The sequence below is a fragment of the Paracidovorax oryzae ATCC 19882 genome (genome assembly GCF_000687165.1).
GTDB lineage: Bacteria > Pseudomonadota > Gammaproteobacteria > Burkholderiales > Burkholderiaceae_C > Paracidovorax > Paracidovorax oryzae.
Map to the genome: position 1 here is coordinate 165,875 of NZ_JMKU01000009.1, position 17,377 is coordinate 183,251.

Here is a 17,377-nt window from a genome sequence, read left to right on the forward strand (position 1 = left end):
CGGTGGCGTGGATCGGCGGGCGCATCAGAGTCCGGTCGCTTTCACGCGGGGATCGATCGCTGCGTAGAGCAGGTCCACGGCGAAGTTCACCACGATCACCATGGCCGCCAGCAGCATCACGCAGTTGCGCACTACGACGAGATCGCGGTTCGCGATGGACTGGAAGATCAGCCGGCCCAGCCCCGGCAGGTAGAAGACGTTTTCCACCACGATCGTGCCGGCCAGCAGGTTCGCGAACTGCAGCCCCATCACGGTGACCACGGGAATCATCGCGTTGCGCAGCACGTGGCCCCAGAGCGCAGAACGCCGCGACAGGCCCTTGGCCCGGGCCGTGCGCACGAAATCCTCGCGCAGCACCTCCAGCACCGCGGAGCGCGTGATGCGCGCGAGGATGGCGGCCTGCACCGCCGCCAGCGACACGGCGGGCAGCAGCAGTGCCTGCAGCGCCGCGAGCGGACCGCCGCCCGATGCCTCCGTCCAGCCGGGAAACCCTCCCGCAGAGAACCACTGCAGCTTCACCGAGAACAGCAGGATCAGCAGGATCGCGAACCAGAAATTGGGGATGGCGATGCCGATCTGCGCCAGTCCCATCACCCCCACGTCGCCCCAGCGGCGATGGCGGGATGCTGCGTACACCCCCGCCAGCAGCGCGAGCACGGTCGTGATCGCCATCGCCATCACCGCCAGCGGCACCGTCAGTGCCAGGCGTTCCAGGACCAGCTCGCGCACTGGCGTGCCGTAGGCGAGGCTGGTGCCCATGTCGCCCGACAGCAAGCCGCCGATCCATTGCACGTAGCGCCGCGGCGCGGGTTGGTCCAGCCCCAGCCGGGCGGCCAGGGCCGCCACCGCCTCGGGTGACGCGTCGGGGCCCATCATCACCTGCGCGGCATTGCCGGGTAGGATCTCCAGCACCAGGAACACGACCACCGATGCCCCGGCGAGCGTGGCGGCGAACGTGAGCAGGCGCTTGAGCAGGAACGGTCCCATGGAGGCAGCGGTCTTGGGCGTGGGCGTAAAACGCGCAGCATAGCGGCAAACCGCACGGGGCCGTCGCCGGGTGCTGGATGCGCGTCCCCTGGCGCGGCATGGGGATGGCGGGCTGGGATAATCCTGGGCATGACACCCGTTTCCCGCACGCCCGCCGTGCGCCACTCCGCCCGGAGGCATCCATGGCCCTGATGATCACCGACGAGTGCATCAACTGCGATGTGTGCGAGCCCGAGTGCCCCAACCACGCCATCTACCTGGGCGAGGCCACCTACGAGATCGATCCGGACAAATGCACCGAGTGCGTGGGGCACTTCGACGAGCCGCAGTGCGTGCAGATCTGTCCCGTGGCCTGCATTCCCGTGAACCCCCGTCACGTCGAGAGCCGCGAGACGCTCCTGCAGAAGTACCTGCGCCTGACCGGGGCCGCGGCGGGGACGGGGGCCTCCGAATCCTCCGAATAGCGCACGGGGCCGTGCGCCGCAGCGAACCCGCCTAGTCGCCGCCGGGAGCCGCAGGCGCGTCCACCGGCGCCGCAGCCGGCCGCGGGGGCTTCGGCCGTGGCGGCTTGGTCGTGTGCACCAGCAGCGTGGCCTTGTCCATGTCTCCGGCCAGCATGGCGGGCGCGGCCTTCAGGGAATGGGCAATGCTGTCCTCGATCAGCGTGCGGTGGTCGGGCGACGGCTTCTTGAGCACCCAGTTCGCCACCTCGGCCTTCACGCCCGGATGCCCGATCCCGATGCGCAGGCGCCAGTAGTCCGGCGAACCCAGCTGGGCATGGATGTCGCGCAGGCCGTTGTGCCCCGCATGGCTGCCGCCCCGCTTGAGCTTGGCCTGCCCCGGCACGATGTCCAGTTCATCGTGCGCCACCAGGATTTCCTGTGGCTGGATCTTGAAGAAGCGCGCCAGCGCGGCCACCGACTTGCCCGAGAGATTCATGAAGGTCTGCGGCTGCAGCAGCCATACGCTCTGCCCGTCCACGTTCGCCCGGGCGACCAGCCCGTGGTAGGCGCGCTCGGGCACGAGATGCACCTTCAGGTCGCGGGCCAGCCCGTCGATCCACCAGAAACCCGCGTTGTGCCGCGTGGCGTCGTAATCCGGCCCGGGGTTGCCCAGGCCCACAAACAATTTGATCATGGTGCGCGCGATTATCCGGGGAGCGTGGGCAGGCGCTCCAAAAAGCAACGGCCCACGCGCTCGCAAGCGGTGGGCCGTGGCCGGCGAAGGCGGCCCCCCGGGGGCTGCCTTCGGTCAGCGGGCAGGAATTACTTCTTGCCCTTCTTGGCGGGAGCGGGAGCCGGTGCGGCAGCGCCTTCGGCCGGAGCCTCGACTTCGGCCACGGGCGTCACCACGGACACCAGCACCGGGTTCTGCTGGCTGCCACGCACCACGGCGGACACGCCGCGGGGCAGCTTGATGTCCTTCAGGTGCAGCGAGCGGCCCTTTTCCAGCTTGCTCAGGTCCACGTTGATGAACTCGGGCAGGTCGGAGGGCATGCAAGACACGTCCAGTTCGGTCGCCACGGGGTTGACCATGCACTTGTCGATCTTCACGGCCGGGGATTCTTCGGCGCCGGAGAAGTGCAGCGGCACCTTCATGTGCAGCTTGGTCTTCTCGTCCACGCGCTGGAAGTCGATGTGCAGGACGAGTTGCTTGTAGGGGTGGTATTGCACGTCGCGCAGCAGGACCTTGCTGGTCTTGCCGGCCAGTTCCATGTCCAGCACGCTGGAGTGGAAGGCTTCCTTCTTCAGGGCGTGCCACAGGGCGTTGTGGTCCACCTCGATGAGTTGGGGTTCGGCGGAACCGCCATAGACGATGCCGGGCGTCTTGCCCGAATTGCGCAGACGGCGGCTCGCACCCGTACCTTGCTTTGCGCGCTCAAAAGCGACGAAGTTCATGTTTCACTCCTGTGGGGGCCTGCCGCGACCAGCGGGCCCTGCGTTGACAAAGACCCGCGCCGTCAAGGCCGCGGGCCGTAAAGGTTCCCGAACGCGCAAGCCTCCCGAAGGAGGCTTGGCATCAACTGCCCGAGCGGAAGGCCGGGGCAGGGGAGGATGGAATCCTCAGTCCGAGAACAGGCTCATCACCGACTCTCCCTTGGCAATGCGCTGGATCGTCTCGGCGATCAGCGGTGCCACGGAGAGCTGGCGAATCTTGGCGCATCCCTTGCCGGCTTCGCTCAGGGGGATGGTGTTGGTGACGACCACCTCGTCGAGCGCGTCGCCCTGGGAGATGCGGTCGATGGCGGGGCCCGAGAAGATCGGGTGCGTGCAATAGGCGTATACCTTCTTGGCCCCGCGCTCCTTGAGGACCTCTGCGGCCTTCACGAGGGTGCCGGCCGTGTCGATCATGTCATCCATGATCACGCAGTTGCGGCCTTCGATCTCGCCGATCACGTGCATCACTTCCGAGACGTTGGCCTTCGGGCGGCGCTTGTCGATGATGGCCAGATCGCAGCCGAGCTGCTTGGCGAGGGCTCGTGCACGCACCACGCCGCCCACGTCGGGCGACACGACGATGAGGTCTTCGTAGTTCTTCTGGCGCAGGTCGCCGAGCAGCACGGGGGACGCATAGATGTTGTCCACCGGGATGTCGAAGAAGCCCTGGATCTGGTCGGCGTGCAGGTCCATGGTCAGTACGCGGGCGACGCCGACGGCCTGCAGCATGTTGGCCACGACCTTGGCCGAGATCGGCACGCGCGTGGAGCGCGGGCGGCGGTCCTGGCGGGCATAGCCGAAGTAGGGGATCACGGCACTGATGCGCTCGGCGGATGCGCGCTTGAGCGCATCGACCATGATCAGCAGTTCCATGAGGTTCTCGTTCGTGGGAGCGCAGGTGGACTGCACCACGAACACGTCGCGTGCGCGGACGTTCTGCTTGATTTCCACGGTGACTTCTCCGTCGGAGAAGCGTGCCACATCGATGGCGCCCAGGCTCGTGCCGAGATGCCGGGCGATATCAGCGGCCATGCCTGGATTGGCATTGCCGGTGAAAACCATGAAGTCGGGGTGGTTGGCTTGCATGCGAGACCCAGCAGTCTGAAGTAAATGCCCGAAGCGAAAAGCTTTGGCAGGGGAAGAAGGATTCGAACCTTCGCATGCCGGAATCAAAATCCGGTGCCTTAACCAGCTTGGCGACTCCCCTACACAGGTTGACTGCCTGATGGCAATCCACCTCAATCTTCATCTGCTGCCCACCCTGCGAGTGGGTGGAGCCTCAGATTATCACATACTTTTGCCCTCCATTCGGTGGGCAGATCGAATAAATCGATCGCATGTGTCATTTGCGCAAACACCGCACTTCCCGAGCCGGTCATTCGTGCCTGCAATCCCTTGTGCTCCAGCCAGCGGATGGCTTCGGAGACCTCGGGGCAGAGCAGTTCTGCGACCGGCTGCAGAACGTTTTTACCAAATTGGTAGTGTGCTGCAGCAAAGCCTGAGATTGTAGCACGCTCTGAATTGCGTTCCAGCGAAGGAGACGAAAAAATCGATTTCGTATCCAGTCCGGCTTCGGGCTTGACCACCACGAACCGGCTCTCCGGCAGCGCGTGCACGTTCTCGAGCGGCGTGATTGTCTCACCGATTCCCTCGACCCAGGCGTTCCTGCCGCGCAAAAAGAAGGGAATGTCGGCGCCGAGCGACAGGCCGATGCGCTCGAGCGACACGCGGCCCAGGCCCAGGCCCCAGAGCCGGTTGAGGGCGAGCAGCGTGGTCGCCGCGTCGGAGGAGCCGCCGCCCATGCCGGCCTGCGCGGGGATGGACTTCTCCAGGATGATGTGCGCGCCCTGCCGCGTGCCCGTAGCCTCCTGCAGCGCCCGGGCTGCGCGGGTGCAGAGGTCGTCGGCAGGCAGTTCGGCGCCCATGTCTTCCCGGCTGATCCCGCCGTCCGCGCGCGACTCGAAATGCAGCGTGTCGCACCAGTCGATCAGCATGAAGGCCGACTGCAGCAGGTGGTAGCCGTCGGGCCTGCGCCCGGTGATGTGCAGGAACAGGTTGAGCTTTGCCGGGGCAGGCAGGTCGTGGAGCGCGCGCATGGATCGGCTCAGCGGTCCAGCACGATGCGCAGCGTGGCCTCCGGCAGCGGGCTCTGGCGCCGGGCGGTCAGCCGGCCGTCTTCCAGCCTGCTGGTATCGACCGTCCAGCCGGGCACTGCCACGGCGTCGCCATCGAGCCAGGCGAAGAGCGCGGCGACGGGCAGGGCGCTGCCCGTCAGTTCAAGCACCAGCGCGTCGAGCGATGCGGACGTGCGGCGCTCGACGCCCTTTTGCAGCACGGCGCCGGCAGGCGACCATTGCAGGGTGGCGAGCACGTTGCCCAGGGGATTCAGGAGCACGAGTTCTCCCTGCTGCGGTCCGCCGCTCAGTTCGAACCCGGCGCTGACAGGGTTCACTGCGGGATCATCCACCTGCAGCGCCATGCGGCCGTTCCATTGCCGGTTACCCGCCTGCTCCGCGGTCCTGGACGGGCGGGGCGGGCTGGCGCATCCCGCCAGCACCAGGGCGCATCCGGCCAGGGCCCCGACCAGGCTGCGGCGCAACGGCATCGCCGGCAAGGGCGCCGCCCTCACGGCGTGGCCTTCAGCCGCTTGATGGTTTCCTGCAGCGTTTCGTTGTCCTTGTTCAGCTGGAGCCCGGTGCGCCAGACCTCCAGGGCCCTGGAGCGCTCGCCCATGGTCCACAGCACCTCGCCCAGGTGGGCCGCGATCTCGGGATCGGGCTGGCGCTGGAAGGCATCGCCCAGCACGCGCGCCGCCTCGGCATGGTTGCCCAGGCGGAACTCCACCCAGCCCAGGCTGTCGGTGATGAACGGGTCCTTGGGCGCGTAGGTCAGGGCCTTCTGGATCAACTGCCGGGCCTCCTGGAGGCGGATGCCGCGCTCGGCCAGCGAATAGCCGAGCGCGTTGTAGGCGTGGTGGTAGTCGGGACGCTTTTCGATGATCTGGCGCAGCAGCCGCTCCATGCCGGCCAGGTCGCCGGCCTTCTCGGCCAGCATGGCCTGGTCATACGCCAGGTCGTAGTCTTCCGGCGCCATGGCGACGGCCTTGCCCTGCACCTCGAAAGCCTTCTGGTATTGCTTGGCATCGCGCAACAGTTGCGCCTCGGCCACGAGCTTCTGGCGCTCTTCCAGCGGATTGCGCGCCGGCAGGCGGCGGATCAGTGCGATGCCTTGGTCCAGCTTGCCCTGCCGTGCCAGCAGCGAAGCGCGCCGCGTCTGGGCGGCCAGGAGTTCGGCCGAGTTCTCGATCTTGCCCAGCCAGGCTTCCGCCTGGGCGAGGTCGCCGCGCTTCTCGGCGATCTGCGAGCGCAGCAGGTAGGCCTGGCCGATGGCGGCCTTGCGCGGGTCCGTGGGCGGATAGGACTGCAGCAGGCGTTCGAACTGCTCCAGCGCCGCTTCGGATTCCTGCAGCCGGTCGGATTGCAGGGCCAGGGTTGCCTTCAGCAGCCAGGCCTCCGCCATGTCCGGGGCTTCCCGCGTGAGCAGGTCCACTTGCATCCCGGCCTCGGAATAGCGCTGCAGGTTGAGCAGGATCCCCGCATAGGCCATGCGGATCTCCGGCTGGGGCTTGCCGCCCATGTAGCGGGCCACCAGCGGCTCGGCGTCGGCTTCTCCCGCTTCCATGAGCTGCAGCGAGAGCAGCGCCGCGGCGTCCAGCGTGGGCTCCTGCGCCAGGGCGTTGCGGGCGGCCTCCAGCGCGCCCTTGCGGTCGCCGGCAGCGAGCCGCATCCGTCCCAGCGCCGTCCAGGCGAGCGGGCCGGCCGCCGGGTTCTGCAATTGCTCCGCCAGGGCCTTCTCGACGATGGCGGCCGCGGCTGCCTTGTCCGACGCGCGTCCGTACAGTTGCGGAATGGCCTGGAGGGTCAGCAGCCGGTCCTTCGCCGGAGACTGCGCCAGTTCCTGCCGCAGCAGGTCGCCCGTCTCGGGAATGCGGTTGAGCGCGATGAGGATCTGCAGCACGTAGCGATTGGCCTCGCGCGACTGGGGCTGGGCTTCCTTCCAGGCGCGCGCGGCCGCCAGGGCGTATTCGCCGGAACGCGACTGCAGCGCGATGTCCGTCGCGCGCCGGTAGAGCTGGGCGTCGCCACTGCGCCGTGCGGCCTCGAGCATGAGGGCATAGCCCGTGCCGGGGTCTCCCTGGCTGGTGCTCAGTTCGCCGACGAGGATGTCGTAGAACAGCTCGGCGTCCAGGGCCGCACGGGCCTCGCTGTTGGGGATGTTCTCCACCTGCAGTTCCGCCTGCGGTGCCCGCGCGGATGGAGGTGGGGGAGCAGCCGGTGCCGCGAAAGAGGGCGCCGCGACGGCACACAGTGCGCACAGGAATGCGGCACTCCGAAGTCGATGTGATTGCTCCATCGACTCATAATAATCCATGCCAGATACAGTTTCCGGAGCCCGACCATATGCCTGAGTTGCCAGAGGTGGAAGTCACGCGCCGCGGCATCGCGGACGTCATGGCGGGCGCGGTGATCGAGTCCGTGGTCCTGGGGAAGTCGCTGCGCTGGCCCCTGGGCTGCGCTCCCGAAGACCTGCACGGCCTGCGCGTGGTGGCCGTGCGGCGCCGCGGCAAATACCTGCTGGTGGACCTGGACCGCGGCATGCTGCTGATCCATCTGGGCATGTCCGGGAGCCTGCGCTTCGACCGGAGTGCCGAGTCGCCCGGCGCGCACGACCATTTCCTCATGGCCACCAGCCGGGGCACCCTCCGCCTGAAGGACCCGCGCCGCTTCGGGGCCGTCGTCTGGGCGGATTCCGAAACGAGCCCGCAGGCGGTGAAGCTGCTGGGCCGGCTCGGGGTGGAACCGCTCGGCGATACCTTCACGCTGGAGGGCTTCGTAGCGGCGCTGCGTGCCAGCCGGCTGCCCGTCAAGCAGTTCCTGCTGGGGGGCAGCGCGGTGGTCGGTGTCGGAAATATCTATGCGTCCGAGGCGCTGTTCCTGGCCGGCATCCGGCCGACGGCGCGTGCTTCGTCGATCGGGCCGCTGCGCGCCCGGCGCCTGCACGAGGCGATCCGCACGGTGCTGGCCCGGGCGGTGGAGCGCGGCGGCAGCACACTGCGGGACTTCGCCGGCGTGGATGGCAATGCCGGGCATTTCCAGCTCGAAGCCCACGTCTATGGGCGCGAGGGCCTGCCGTGCCGTACCTGCGGAACGCCGATACGTTCCATGCGGCAGGGGCAGCGCAGCACGTACTATTGCATCCGCTGCCAGCGGCCGTGATTTGGGCGGGCAATCTGGCCCGGGGTGCTGATATATTTTGCACGTGCCTGCAGGGCCGCAGCGCAGCATCCACCTCCAGGAGCACCGTGGGACCTTCTTTCAACGAGCAATTCGACCAGCATGGCGCCTGGCGGCGCGCTTTCGCGCTGCAGCTGAAGCACCTGGGGGAATGGATGTCGTCGCATGCCCTCATGGATGCGGCCATCGAGGAAAAGCTGCGCCGCCTGGAAGACCAGGTGCGCAGCGACAAGGTCATGGTCGCATTCGTCGCGGAGTTCTCCCGTGGCAAGTCCGAGCTCATCAACGCGATCTTCTTTGCCGACTATGGCCGCCGCATCATGCCGGCCAGCGCGGGGCGCACCACGATGTGCCCGACCGAGCTCGGGTATGACCCGGCGCTGCCCAACAGCCTGCGGCTGCTGCCCATCGAGACGCGCACGCAGCCCCAGGGGCTGGCCGAATGGCGGCTGCGGCCGGACCAGTGGAGCGAAGTCCCGCTGAATGTCGGCGACGCCGAGCAGCTGGCCCAGGCCATCGAGAAGGTTTCGGAGGTGCGCCGGGTCACGCAGGACGAGGCACGGGCCCTCGGCTTCTGGCACGACGACCAGCCGCAGGAAAACCCCGTGCCCGACGCGAAAGGACTGGTGGAGGTGCCGGCGTGGCGCCACGCGCTGATCAACATCCCCCATCCCCTGTTGCGGCAGGGCCTGGTCATCCTGGACACCCCCGGCCTCAACGCCGTGGGTGCGGAGCCCGAGCTCACCATCAATCTCATCCCGCAGGCCCATGCCGTGGTGTTCATCCTGGGTGCGGATACCGGCGTCACGCGGTCGGACCTGGAGATCTGGCGCCAGCACGTGGCGCCGTCCGTGGGCCATGCGGACGCACAGCTGGTGGTGCTCAACAAGATCGATACCTTGTGGGACACGCTGAACTCCCCGACCCAGGTGCAGGAGCAGCTGGACCGCCAGCGCCTGGCCTCCGCCGACATGCTGGGCGTGGCGCCTGGCCAGGTGCTTCTGGTGTCCGCCCAGAAGGGCCTGGTGTCCAAGATCCATTGCGATGACGTGCTGCTGGAATCGAGCGGACTGCCGGCGCTGGAGGATGCGCTGGGGCAGGGCGTGATGGGCAAGCGCCAGGCCATCCTGCGTTCGGCCGTGACGGCCGGCGTGGCCTCCCTGCGCTCGGAGGCGGGCCGGACGATCAATATCCGCCGCCGCGACCTGGACGACCAGATGCTGGAGCTGCGCAGCCTGCGCGGCAAGAATGCATCGGTGATCGAGTCCATGCGCGTGCGCATCGAGCAGGAGCAGCGCGAATTCGACGCCAGCGCCGCCAAGATCCAGGCGGTGCGTGCCGTGCACCTGAAGCTGCTGCGCGACATCTTCCATGACCTGGGCGCGCGCTCGCTGAAGGCGGAGATGACGTCGCTGATCGAAACCCTCCAGCAAAAGGGTCTGAAGCTCGGGGTCCGCAAGGTGTACGCGGAAACGTTCGAGCGCCTGCGTGCCATCATGGACAAGGCCCAGGCGTCGGCCACCGAGATCCACGCCATGCTGGGGGGAACGTTCCGCCAGCTCAATGCGGATTTCGGCTTCTCCCTGCAGGTGCCCGCCACGCCCCGGCTCGATGGCTTCCTGACGGAGATCCAGCAGATCGAGGCCCGCCACCTGCAATACATCGGCGTTGGCAACACCCTGCGGCTGGCGCAGCCCGATTTCACCCACCGCCTCGTGCGGGCGCTGGGAATGCGGCTGCGTACCGTGTTCGAATCGGCCGCGAACGACCTGGAGCTGTGGAGCAAGTCCGCCACGGCCCAACTCGACGCGCAGTTGCGCGAGCGCAAGCGCAGCTTCGCCCGGCGCATCGAGGCCGTGGACCGCATCCAGCATGCCGCCAGCGGACTCGTGGAGCGCATCTCGGAGATCGAGCAGGCCGAGCAGGAACTCGCGCAACTGGAGGCGCGCCTGCACGAGCTGACGGAGCGGCTGGCTTCCCTGCCGGCGGAAAACGGCAAGCCGCAGCCCCGGACGCCGCTGTCCGCATGAAGCGCGCGGCCCCCGACATCGCCACCGAAGTGGTGCGCTGGCAGGCCGTGCATGGCCGCAACCACCTGCCCTGGCAGCAGACGCGCGACCCCTACCGGGTCTGGCTGTCCGAAATCATGCTGCAGCAGACGCAGGTCAGCACCGTACTGGATTACTACGCCCGGTTCCTGGAGCGGTTTCCCGATGTGCGGGCCCTGGCCGCGGCGCCGGAGGACGACGTCATGGCCCTCTGGAGCGGGCTTGGCTACTACAGCCGCGCCCGCAACCTGCACCGGTGCGCCAAGGAGATCGTGGACCGGTACGGCGGAGAGTTTCCGCGCTCCGCCGAGGCGCTGGCCGGCCTGCCCGGCATCGGCCGTTCCACGGCCGGCGCCATCGCCTCGTTCTGCTTCGCGGAGCGCGTGCCGATCCTGGACGCCAACGTCCGGCGGGTGCTCACGCGGGTGCTCGGCTTCGATGCCGACCTGGCCGTTGCCCGCAACGAGCGTGACCTGTGGGATCGCGCCAGCGAGTTGCTGCCGCGCGGCGACCTGCAGGAATCCATGCCCCGCTACACGCAGGGCCTGATGGACCTGGGTGCGAGCCTCTGCACGCCGCGCAAGCCCGCCTGCATTCTCTGTCCCCTGCAGCCGCAGTGCGCTGCGGCCCAGGCCGGCAACCCCGAGGATTACCCCGTGCGCACGCGCAAGCTGCTGCGGCGGGCGCAGGCATGGTGGTTTCCGCTGCTGCACGATGGCGAGGGGCGCCTCTGGCTGCAGCGCAGGCCGTCCGAGGGCATCTGGGCCGGCCTGCATTGCCCGCCCATGTTCGACAGCCGGGAGGAGGTCCGGGACTGGCTGGCACAGCGGGGCGTGGTCCGCCCGCCGCGGGAACTGGATGCCGTGTTCCATGTCCTCACGCACCGGGACCTGCACCTGCATCCCCTGCTGGTGCCAGGGCCGGCGCATGCCGCGGCCGGCCAGGCCGGAGCCGGGCAGGAGGGGGGCTGGTACACGGCCGCGCAATGGAAGGCGCTGGGATTGCCGGCCCCCGTGCGCAAGCTCCTGGACCAATTGCGGCTGCCCGCCGCCTAGCGTCCGTCGAGTTCCCGGTGGCGCCGCAACGTCGTCCAGCGGTCTGAAAATTCGGCTGCGAGTTGCTCGACGAGATAGACGGACCGGTGCTGCCCGCCCGTGCAGCCGATCGCCACCGTGACATAGCTGCGGTGGTTCTGTGCCAGCGGCTCGAGCCAGTGTCCCAGGAAGCCGGAGATGTGCTCGCGCATCTGCAGCACCTCCGGGGCCTGTTCCAGGTAATGCACCACCGGCTGGTCCTTGCCCGTGAGGTGGCGCAGGCCCGGCTCGTAGTGCGGGTTCGGCAGCATGCGCACGTCGAAGACATAGTCCGCGTCCACCGGCACGCCCCGCTTGAACGCGAACGACTGGAACACCAGTGTCAGTTGCCCGGGCAGCGCGGGCATCAGGCTCTTCACGTAGCCCTGCAGCTGCGCGGCGCGGATGGCGCTGGTGTCGATCACGTGCGATTGCTCGCGCAGGTCGGCAAGCAGTTCGCGCTCGAGTTCGATGGTTTCCAGGAGCGCATGCGGCTCGCCATACCATTCATCGCGGGACAGCGGATGGCGGCGGCGCGTTTCCGAAAAGCGGCGCACCAGCGTGTCCGTGGTGGCATCCAGGAACAGCGAATGCACGGTCACGCCTTCCGCGCGCAGGCGGCGCAGCTGCTGCGGCACCAGGGGCAGCGCCGTGGCGCTGCGCACGTCCATGGCGATGGCCACCCGGTTGCCGTGGTGCTGGTGCTCCAGCGCCACGAAGGCCGCGAGCAGCTCCGGGGGCAGGTTGTCCACGCAGTAGTAGCCCGCGTCTTCCAGCGCATGCAGCGCCACGGACTTGCCGGAGCCCGACATGCCCGTGATCAGCACGATCTCCAGGGTGCTGGCCGTCATGCTCTGGCTCCCTTGGCTGCCGCGCGGCTGTTGTCCAGCATCTCGCGGGCGTGCGCCAGGGTGGCGGCCGAAGCGCGCTCGCCGCCGAGCATGCGTGCCATTTCCTGGATGCGGCGGTCGCCTTCCGCAGCGGCCACCGTGCTGACCGTTCCCTGCTGGCGGGAGCGCTTGGACACGACCAGGTGGTGGTCCGCGCACGCGGCCACCTGCGGCAGGTGGGTCACCGCCAGTACCTGCCGGTCGCGGCCGAGACGCTGCATCAGCTGCCCCACGGTTTCCGCAACGGAGCCGCCGACACCGGAATCGACCTCGTCGAAGATCAGCGTCGGCGCTTCGCCCAGGCGGCTGGTGGTCACCGAGATCGCCAGCGAGATGCGCGACAGCTCGCCGCCCGAGGCCACCTTGCCGATCGGGCGAGGCGTCACCCCCTGGTGGCCCGCTACCAGGAACGCCACGCTGTCCAGCCCGTGCGGGCCCGGCTCGGCCTGCGTGTCGAGCGCCACGTCGAAGCGGCCGCCCTTCATGCCCAGGCCCTGCATGGCCTGGGTGATGGCGCGAGCGAGCTGTGGAGCGGCCTTGGCGCGCTTCTGCGAAATCTCCCGGGCGGCCTGCATGTAGGCGGCTTCGCTTTTGCGGGCCTGCTCCGCGAGGGCTTCCACGTCCGAGGCCCCGTCCAGGCGTGCGAGCTCTTCCTCCCAGCCGGCGAGCAGTGCGGGCAGGTCCTGCGGCTGGCGCTTGAAGCGCCGTGCCAGCGACATCCAGAGACCCATGCGCGCATCCAGCGTTTCGAGCCGGTCCGGGTCCACGTCGGTGTGGCGCAGGTAGGACTGGAGCGAATGCGCCACGTCCGATGCCTGGGCCAGGCAGGACGCCAGCACGTCCAGCATGGACTGGAACTGCGGGTCGAGCGATGCCTTGGCTTCCAGCAGGCCGCGGGCGCGTACCAGCGGGCCGTGCGCACCCGATTCATCATCTTCCAGCGCCGACAGCGCGTCCTGTGCCGTGTCGATCAGCGCCTGCGCATGCGACAGGCGCGTGTGCTGCGCGTTCAGTTCTTCCCATTCGCCATCGGCGGGGGCGAGCTTCTGCATCTCCGCGATCTGCCACTGGAGCCGGTCACGCTCCTGCTGGATGTCGTTCTGGCCCGCGACGGCGGCATCCAGTGCCTTGCGGTCGTCGCGCCAGCGCGTCCAGAGGGGCTGCAGGCCTTCCGGGCGGATGCCGCCGTATGCATCCAGCAGGCCGCGCACCGCGTCCGCGCGCGTGAGGCTCTGCCAGGCATGCTGTCCGTGGATGTCGAGCAGGTGGGAGCCCAGGGTGCGCATCTGCGTCGCGGTCACCGGCACCCCGTTGATCCACGCGCGGCTCTTGCCCTGGGTGTCGATGGTGCGGCGCAGCAGCAGGCCGTCTTCCGGAGGGATGCCTGCATCGTCCAGCCAGGCCGCGATGGCGGGGGTGCCATCGAACTCGGCGCACAGGTCCGTGGACGCCGCACCTTCCCGGACCACGCCCGGGTCGGCGCGCGCGCCCAGCAACAGCTGCAGCGCGTCGATGAGGATGGACTTGCCGGCGCCGGTCTCGCCGGTCAGGACGGTGAATCCGGTATGGAGGTCGAGCTCGAGGGACTCGACGATCACGAAATCACGCAGTGCGATCCGCTTCAACGCCATGCTCAGTAGCCTCCTTCGTTCCAGCGGAGCTTCTTGCGCAGCGTGGCGAAATAGTTCCAGCCGCGCGGATGGAGAAAGCGCGCCCGGTAGTCCGAGCGCTGTACCAATATGCGGTCGCCGTGCTGCAGGGATGCGAGCGACTGCATGTCGAAATTCGCGCTGACGTCGCGGCCGCTGACGACCTCCACGGCCACCTCCATGCTGTCCGACAGCACGATGGGCCGGTTCGACAGCGTATGCGGCGCGATCGGCGCCAGCACCCAGCCGGGAATCGTCGGGTGCAGCATCGGGCCGCCTGCGGACAGGGCATAGGCGGTGGAGCCCGTGGGCGAAGCGATGATGAGGCCGTCTGCGCGCTGGTTGGACACGAAATGGCCACCCACTTCCACGCGCAGTTCCACCATCCCGGACGTGGAACCGCGGTTGACCACCACGTCGTTCATCGCCAGAGCCTCGAACACACACTGGCCCTGGCGCATCACCCGGGCCCGCATGAGGGGACGCAGGTCTTCCTCGTACTCTCCGCGCAGCATGGGCTTGAGGACCGTCGGGTACTCGCCCAGGGGGATATCGGTGATGAAGCCGAGCCGGCCCTGGTTGATGCCGATCAGCGGCGTTCGGTACTGCGCGAGCTGCCGGCCGACGCCCAGCATCGTGCCGTCGCCGCCCACCACGAGGCAGAGATCGCAGTCCAGCCCGATGCGCTCCACGGAGAGCGCAGGGTAGTCGGTGAACCCCGTGTTCGCAGCGGTATCCGCCTCGAGGGCGACCTCGCACCCTTCGTTGGCCAGGAATCTGGCGATGCCGTCCAGCGCGTCGCGCGAACTGTCGGACATGCCTGCAGAAGTGGGCGCCTGGTACTTGCCGACGAGCGCCACGCGTTGGAACCTGAGCTTCATCACGGAAATTAGATCATTAAAATGATTCAATGCTCGACGACCGTGCCAAGTTGTTGCTCAAAGCGCTGATCGAGCGCTACATCGCCGACGGCCAGCCGGTGGGTTCGCGCACGTTGTCGAAAGCGTCGGGCCTGGACCTCTCTCCGGCCACCATACGCAATGTCATGGCGGACCTGGAGGACATCGGGCTGATCGCCAGCCCCCATACCTCCGCGGGCCGCATCCCCACGGCCAAAGGGTACCGGCTGTTCGTTGACACCATGTTGACGGTGCAGCGCGGCGAGCTGTGCTCCCCCGAACTCGCGGCCGACCAGCCGCAGAAGGTCATCGCGAACGCCGCGCAGCTGCTGTCGAGCCTCTCGCAGTTCGTGGGCGTGGTCATGGCTCCGCGCCGGCCGTCGGTCTTCCGCCACATCGAGTTCCTGCGCCTCTCGGAACGGCGCCTGCTCGTCATCATCGTCTCGCCGGACGGCGATGTGCAGAACCGCGTGATCTTCACCGAAGTGGACCATTCCCAGTCGCAACTGGCCGAGGCCGCCAACTTCCTCAACAGCCACTATTCCGGCCTGGGGATGGACGAGGTGCGCGAGCGGCTCAAGACCGAGGTGGACCAGTTGCGCGGAGAGATCGCTTCCCTCATGCAGGCCGCGGTGAACGTCGGCTCCGAGGCCATGGCCGCCTCGCAGGAGGAGGTGGTCATCTCCGGCGAGCGCAACCTGCTGGCCCTGAGCGATTTCTCCAACGACATGGGCAACCTGCGCAAGGCCTTCGACCTCTTCGAGCAGAAGACCCAGATACTGCGCCTGCTGGACGTTTCCAACCGGGCCGAAGGCGTGCGCATCTTTATTGGAGGCGAAAGCCAGGTCGTGCCTTTCGAGGAGCTGTCGGTGGTCAGCGCCCCGTATGAGGTGGACGGGCAGGTCGTGGGCACGCTGGGCGTCATCGGCCCCACGCGCATGCCCTACGATCGCATGATCCAGATCGTGGACATCACCTCCAAGCTGGTGACCAATGCGCTGAGCCATCGTCGCTAGGGTTGCCCGGCCCGGATGGCGCGGCACGCGGCCATGGCGGACCGGAAGGCCGGGAGGGCAGGCGGTTTACCGGCCGTCGCTCCACGTACCGCCCTTGATCACCGCGGTCGAGGTTTCGCAGGCTTGCCGCTTCTGCTGGATCGCATCGGCCGACAGCCCGTAATAGTAGGCATCGAGCGGCCGGCCCATCAGTCCCTTGCACGCACCGCTGGCAGGCCGCGGACACTGGCGCATGAGTGTCACCTTGCCCGGCTTGCCACCCAGTCCGGCCGATGCCTGTGCGACCGCGTCGCAGCTGCTCTTGAGTTGCTCCGCCGTGACGTCGGACGAGAACTCCATGCAGTCTTTCACCGCCGTCCCGGAACCCGCGACGGAGACGGTGCCCTCGATCACGCAGGCGCGGTTGGCGGACCAGGCCGCAGGGGCAACGAGCAGGCCGATGACAAGCAATGGGGTGGCGATCCTCATGTTTTCTCCAATCCGGGCCGGCCGTGTGCGGACCCGCCATACGTTTTTCAGTTTCCAGGTCGATGGGATCCCCGCACCCGAACCGGCTGGTTCTTCGAGGGGAACGCGGATTTATACGTGGCCGCCCCTTCGGCCGGCCCCCCGCCGGGGCAGGAATTGCGTAACCCCTTGTGTCGGCCGGACCGGGCCAGGCTTGGCGCGGCTGCGCCGGGCGGATCAGGATTCATCCATCCGGACGCCGCGCAGCCTGGAGATCAGTTCCACCCGGTTGCTCGCGCCGAGCTTCTGGAGGATGGCCGTGAGGTGCTCCTTGACCGTGTGCTCCGACAGGTGCAGCGCATTCGCGATGGGTTTGTTGGGCAGTCCCTCCAGGACCAGCGCGAGGATCTGCCCCTGGCGCGGGGTCAGGCCGAGATCGGCAGGTGAGAGATGGATCTCGCGGGGTGTCGTGGCGCCGATGGCTGTGGTGGTGGCCGTGCTGGAAAGGCATGCCGTCGCCCCGGCGTCGAACCAGGGGGTGCCGTCGAGCACGGCGTTGATGGCCGCGTGGAAGGCCTCGGGCGGTTCCCGCTTGTGGATGAATCCGTGGGCGCCGCTGGCCCGGGCCTTGAGCACGATGGCCGGATGGTGGTCCGCGCTCACGATCAGCACGCGTGTTCCAGGGGACATCGCGAAAAGATTGTCGATGAAAGACGTTGCGGCACCCTCCGCGAGCCAGAAATCCACCAGCGCCAGGATGGGCGAGCCATTCGAGGCAATGATGCGCAGGGCCTCGGATGTTTCGTGGGCATGGCGGGCCTCCTCCAACCGGGGGTGGAGGCGCAGGAACTCGGCCATGCCACGTGCAACGAGTGGATGGTCATCGACGACAAGCGCGTAGTGCGACAGAGGAAGGCGGGAAAAGGCGGACAGGGGCATGCGACGTTCGGGCTATCAGGCCGGATCATCAAAAGCAACTCGACCGTAACTTTCGAGAGTAACCGACGCGCGGTCGCCGGCCGGTTACAAAACCTATGTCCAGGCGTCCGAGTGAAACGGGGCCGTGCGGGGGCTCGTTGATGTTCCATATGCTGGGTTCCAGGAGCCGATCGGCGACCGAAGGGGTTGCGCGTTCCG

17 protein-coding genes and 1 tRNA gene are annotated in these 17,377 nt (G+C 67.9%); 5 read left to right on the forward strand and 13 right to left on the reverse strand.

What is annotated here, in order from left to right:
• Nucleotides 1-24: 24 nt before the first annotated feature.
• A complete protein-coding gene (locus tag T336_RS0109295; RefSeq protein WP_026432331.1) occupies nt 25-987 on the reverse strand; it encodes an ABC transporter permease in 963 nt (320 codons plus the stop codon).
• 182 nt (nt 988-1,169) lie between these two features.
• Between T336_RS0109295 and T336_RS0109300 the strand changes: the two genes are divergently transcribed.
• Complete coding sequence (locus T336_RS0109300; RefSeq protein ID WP_026432332.1) at nt 1,170-1,451, forward strand: YfhL family 4Fe-4S dicluster ferredoxin; 282 nt, start codon at nt 1,170-1,172, stop codon at nt 1,449-1,451.
• A gap of 31 nt (nt 1,452-1,482) precedes the next feature.
• On the opposite strand, the gene pth is transcribed toward T336_RS0109300, so the two are convergent.
• From pth to T336_RS0109335, 7 genes are all read right to left on the reverse strand, one after another.
• Nucleotides 1,483-2,124 carry an aminoacyl-tRNA hydrolase gene (pth, locus tag T336_RS0109305; RefSeq protein WP_019702268.1) on the reverse strand — a complete coding sequence of 214 codons (642 nt, stop codon included), beginning with the start codon at nt 2,122-2,124 and terminating at the stop codon, nt 1,483-1,485.
• Between the two features lie 128 nt (nt 2,125-2,252).
• Complete coding sequence (locus T336_RS0109310; RefSeq protein ID WP_013595910.1) at nt 2,253-2,885, reverse strand: 50S ribosomal protein L25/general stress protein Ctc; 633 nt, start codon at nt 2,883-2,885, stop codon at nt 2,253-2,255.
• A gap of 165 nt (nt 2,886-3,050) precedes the next feature.
• Nucleotides 3,051-4,010, reverse strand: coding sequence for a ribose-phosphate pyrophosphokinase (locus T336_RS0109315; protein WP_013595909.1), 960 nt, complete (start codon nt 4,008-4,010; stop codon nt 3,051-3,053).
• Nucleotides 4,011-4,054: 44 nt separating this feature from the next.
• Nucleotides 4,055-4,131 (reverse strand) — tRNA-Gln (locus T336_RS0109320).
• Nucleotides 4,132-4,162: 31 nt separating this feature from the next.
• Entirely contained in the window at nt 4,163-5,020 is an 858-nt protein-coding gene (gene ispE, locus T336_RS0109325; RefSeq protein WP_026432333.1) for a 4-(cytidine 5'-diphospho)-2-C-methyl-D-erythritol kinase, read from the reverse strand.
• Nucleotides 5,021-5,028: 8 nt separating this feature from the next.
• Complete coding sequence (locus tag T336_RS0109330) at nt 5,029-5,553, reverse strand: lipoprotein insertase outer membrane protein LolB (protein ID WP_026432334.1); 525 nt, start codon at nt 5,551-5,553, stop codon at nt 5,029-5,031.
• A complete protein-coding gene (locus T336_RS0109335) occupies nt 5,550-7,355 on the reverse strand; it encodes a tetratricopeptide repeat protein (protein WP_026432335.1) in 1,806 nt (601 codons plus the stop codon). The genes T336_RS0109330 and T336_RS0109335 overlap by 4 nt, the downstream gene beginning before the upstream one ends.
• Before the next feature lie 29 nt (nt 7,356-7,384).
• Between T336_RS0109335 and mutM the strand changes: the two genes are divergently transcribed.
• From mutM to mutY, 3 genes are all read left to right on the forward strand, one after another.
• A complete protein-coding gene (gene mutM / locus T336_RS0109340; RefSeq protein ID WP_026432336.1) occupies nt 7,385-8,200 on the forward strand; it encodes a bifunctional DNA-formamidopyrimidine glycosylase/DNA-(apurinic or apyrimidinic site) lyase in 816 nt (271 codons plus the stop codon).
• A gap of 86 nt (nt 8,201-8,286) precedes the next feature.
• Nucleotides 8,287-10,248: a dynamin family protein gene (locus T336_RS0109345; RefSeq protein ID WP_019702262.1), complete on the forward strand. Its 1,962-nt coding sequence runs from the start codon at nt 8,287-8,289 to the stop codon at nt 10,246-10,248.
• On the forward strand, nt 10,245-11,321 hold the full coding sequence (gene mutY / locus T336_RS0109350) for an A/G-specific adenine glycosylase (RefSeq protein WP_026432337.1): 1,077 nt from the start codon (nt 10,245-10,247) through the stop codon (nt 11,319-11,321). The genes T336_RS0109345 and mutY overlap by 4 nt, the downstream gene beginning before the upstream one ends.
• Here the strand turns inward: mutY and rapZ are convergent.
• The 3 genes from rapZ to T336_RS0109365 are packed head-to-tail and all read right to left on the reverse strand — an operon-like array spanning nt 11,318 to nt 14,759.
• Complete coding sequence (gene rapZ, locus T336_RS0109355) at nt 11,318-12,190, reverse strand: RNase adapter RapZ (protein ID WP_019702261.1); 873 nt, start codon at nt 12,188-12,190, stop codon at nt 11,318-11,320. The two genes, mutY and rapZ, sit on opposite strands and share 4 nt — an antisense overlap.
• Nucleotides 12,187-13,860 (reverse strand): DNA repair protein RecN, encoded by a 1,674-nt coding sequence (gene recN / locus T336_RS0109360; protein ID WP_026432338.1) that lies wholly within the window; start codon nt 13,858-13,860, stop codon nt 12,187-12,189. The genes rapZ and recN overlap by 4 nt, the downstream gene beginning before the upstream one ends.
• A gap of 2 nt (nt 13,861-13,862) precedes the next feature.
• Nucleotides 13,863-14,759 (reverse strand): NAD kinase, encoded by an 897-nt coding sequence (locus tag T336_RS0109365; protein ID WP_011796649.1) that lies wholly within the window; start codon nt 14,757-14,759, stop codon nt 13,863-13,865.
• 29 nt (nt 14,760-14,788) lie between these two features.
• Here T336_RS0109365 and hrcA point away from each other — a divergent pair, with 29 nt between their 5' ends.
• Nucleotides 14,789-15,793, forward strand: a complete 1,005-nt coding sequence (gene hrcA, locus T336_RS0109370) for a heat-inducible transcriptional repressor HrcA (RefSeq protein WP_013595899.1) — start codon at nt 14,789-14,791, stop codon at nt 15,791-15,793.
• A gap of 66 nt (nt 15,794-15,859) precedes the next feature.
• On the opposite strand, the gene T336_RS0109375 is transcribed toward hrcA, so the two are convergent.
• Nucleotides 15,860-16,261, reverse strand: coding sequence for a hypothetical protein (locus T336_RS0109375; RefSeq protein ID WP_019702259.1), 402 nt, complete (start codon nt 16,259-16,261; stop codon nt 15,860-15,862).
• A 216-nt stretch (nt 16,262-16,477) separates the two neighbouring features.
• The gene (locus T336_RS0109380; protein WP_019702258.1) at nt 16,478-17,179 is read right to left on the reverse strand and encodes a LuxR C-terminal-related transcriptional regulator; all 702 of its coding nucleotides are present in this window, start codon (nt 17,177-17,179) and stop codon (nt 16,478-16,480) included.
• Between the last annotated feature and the right edge of the window lie 198 nt (nt 17,180-17,377).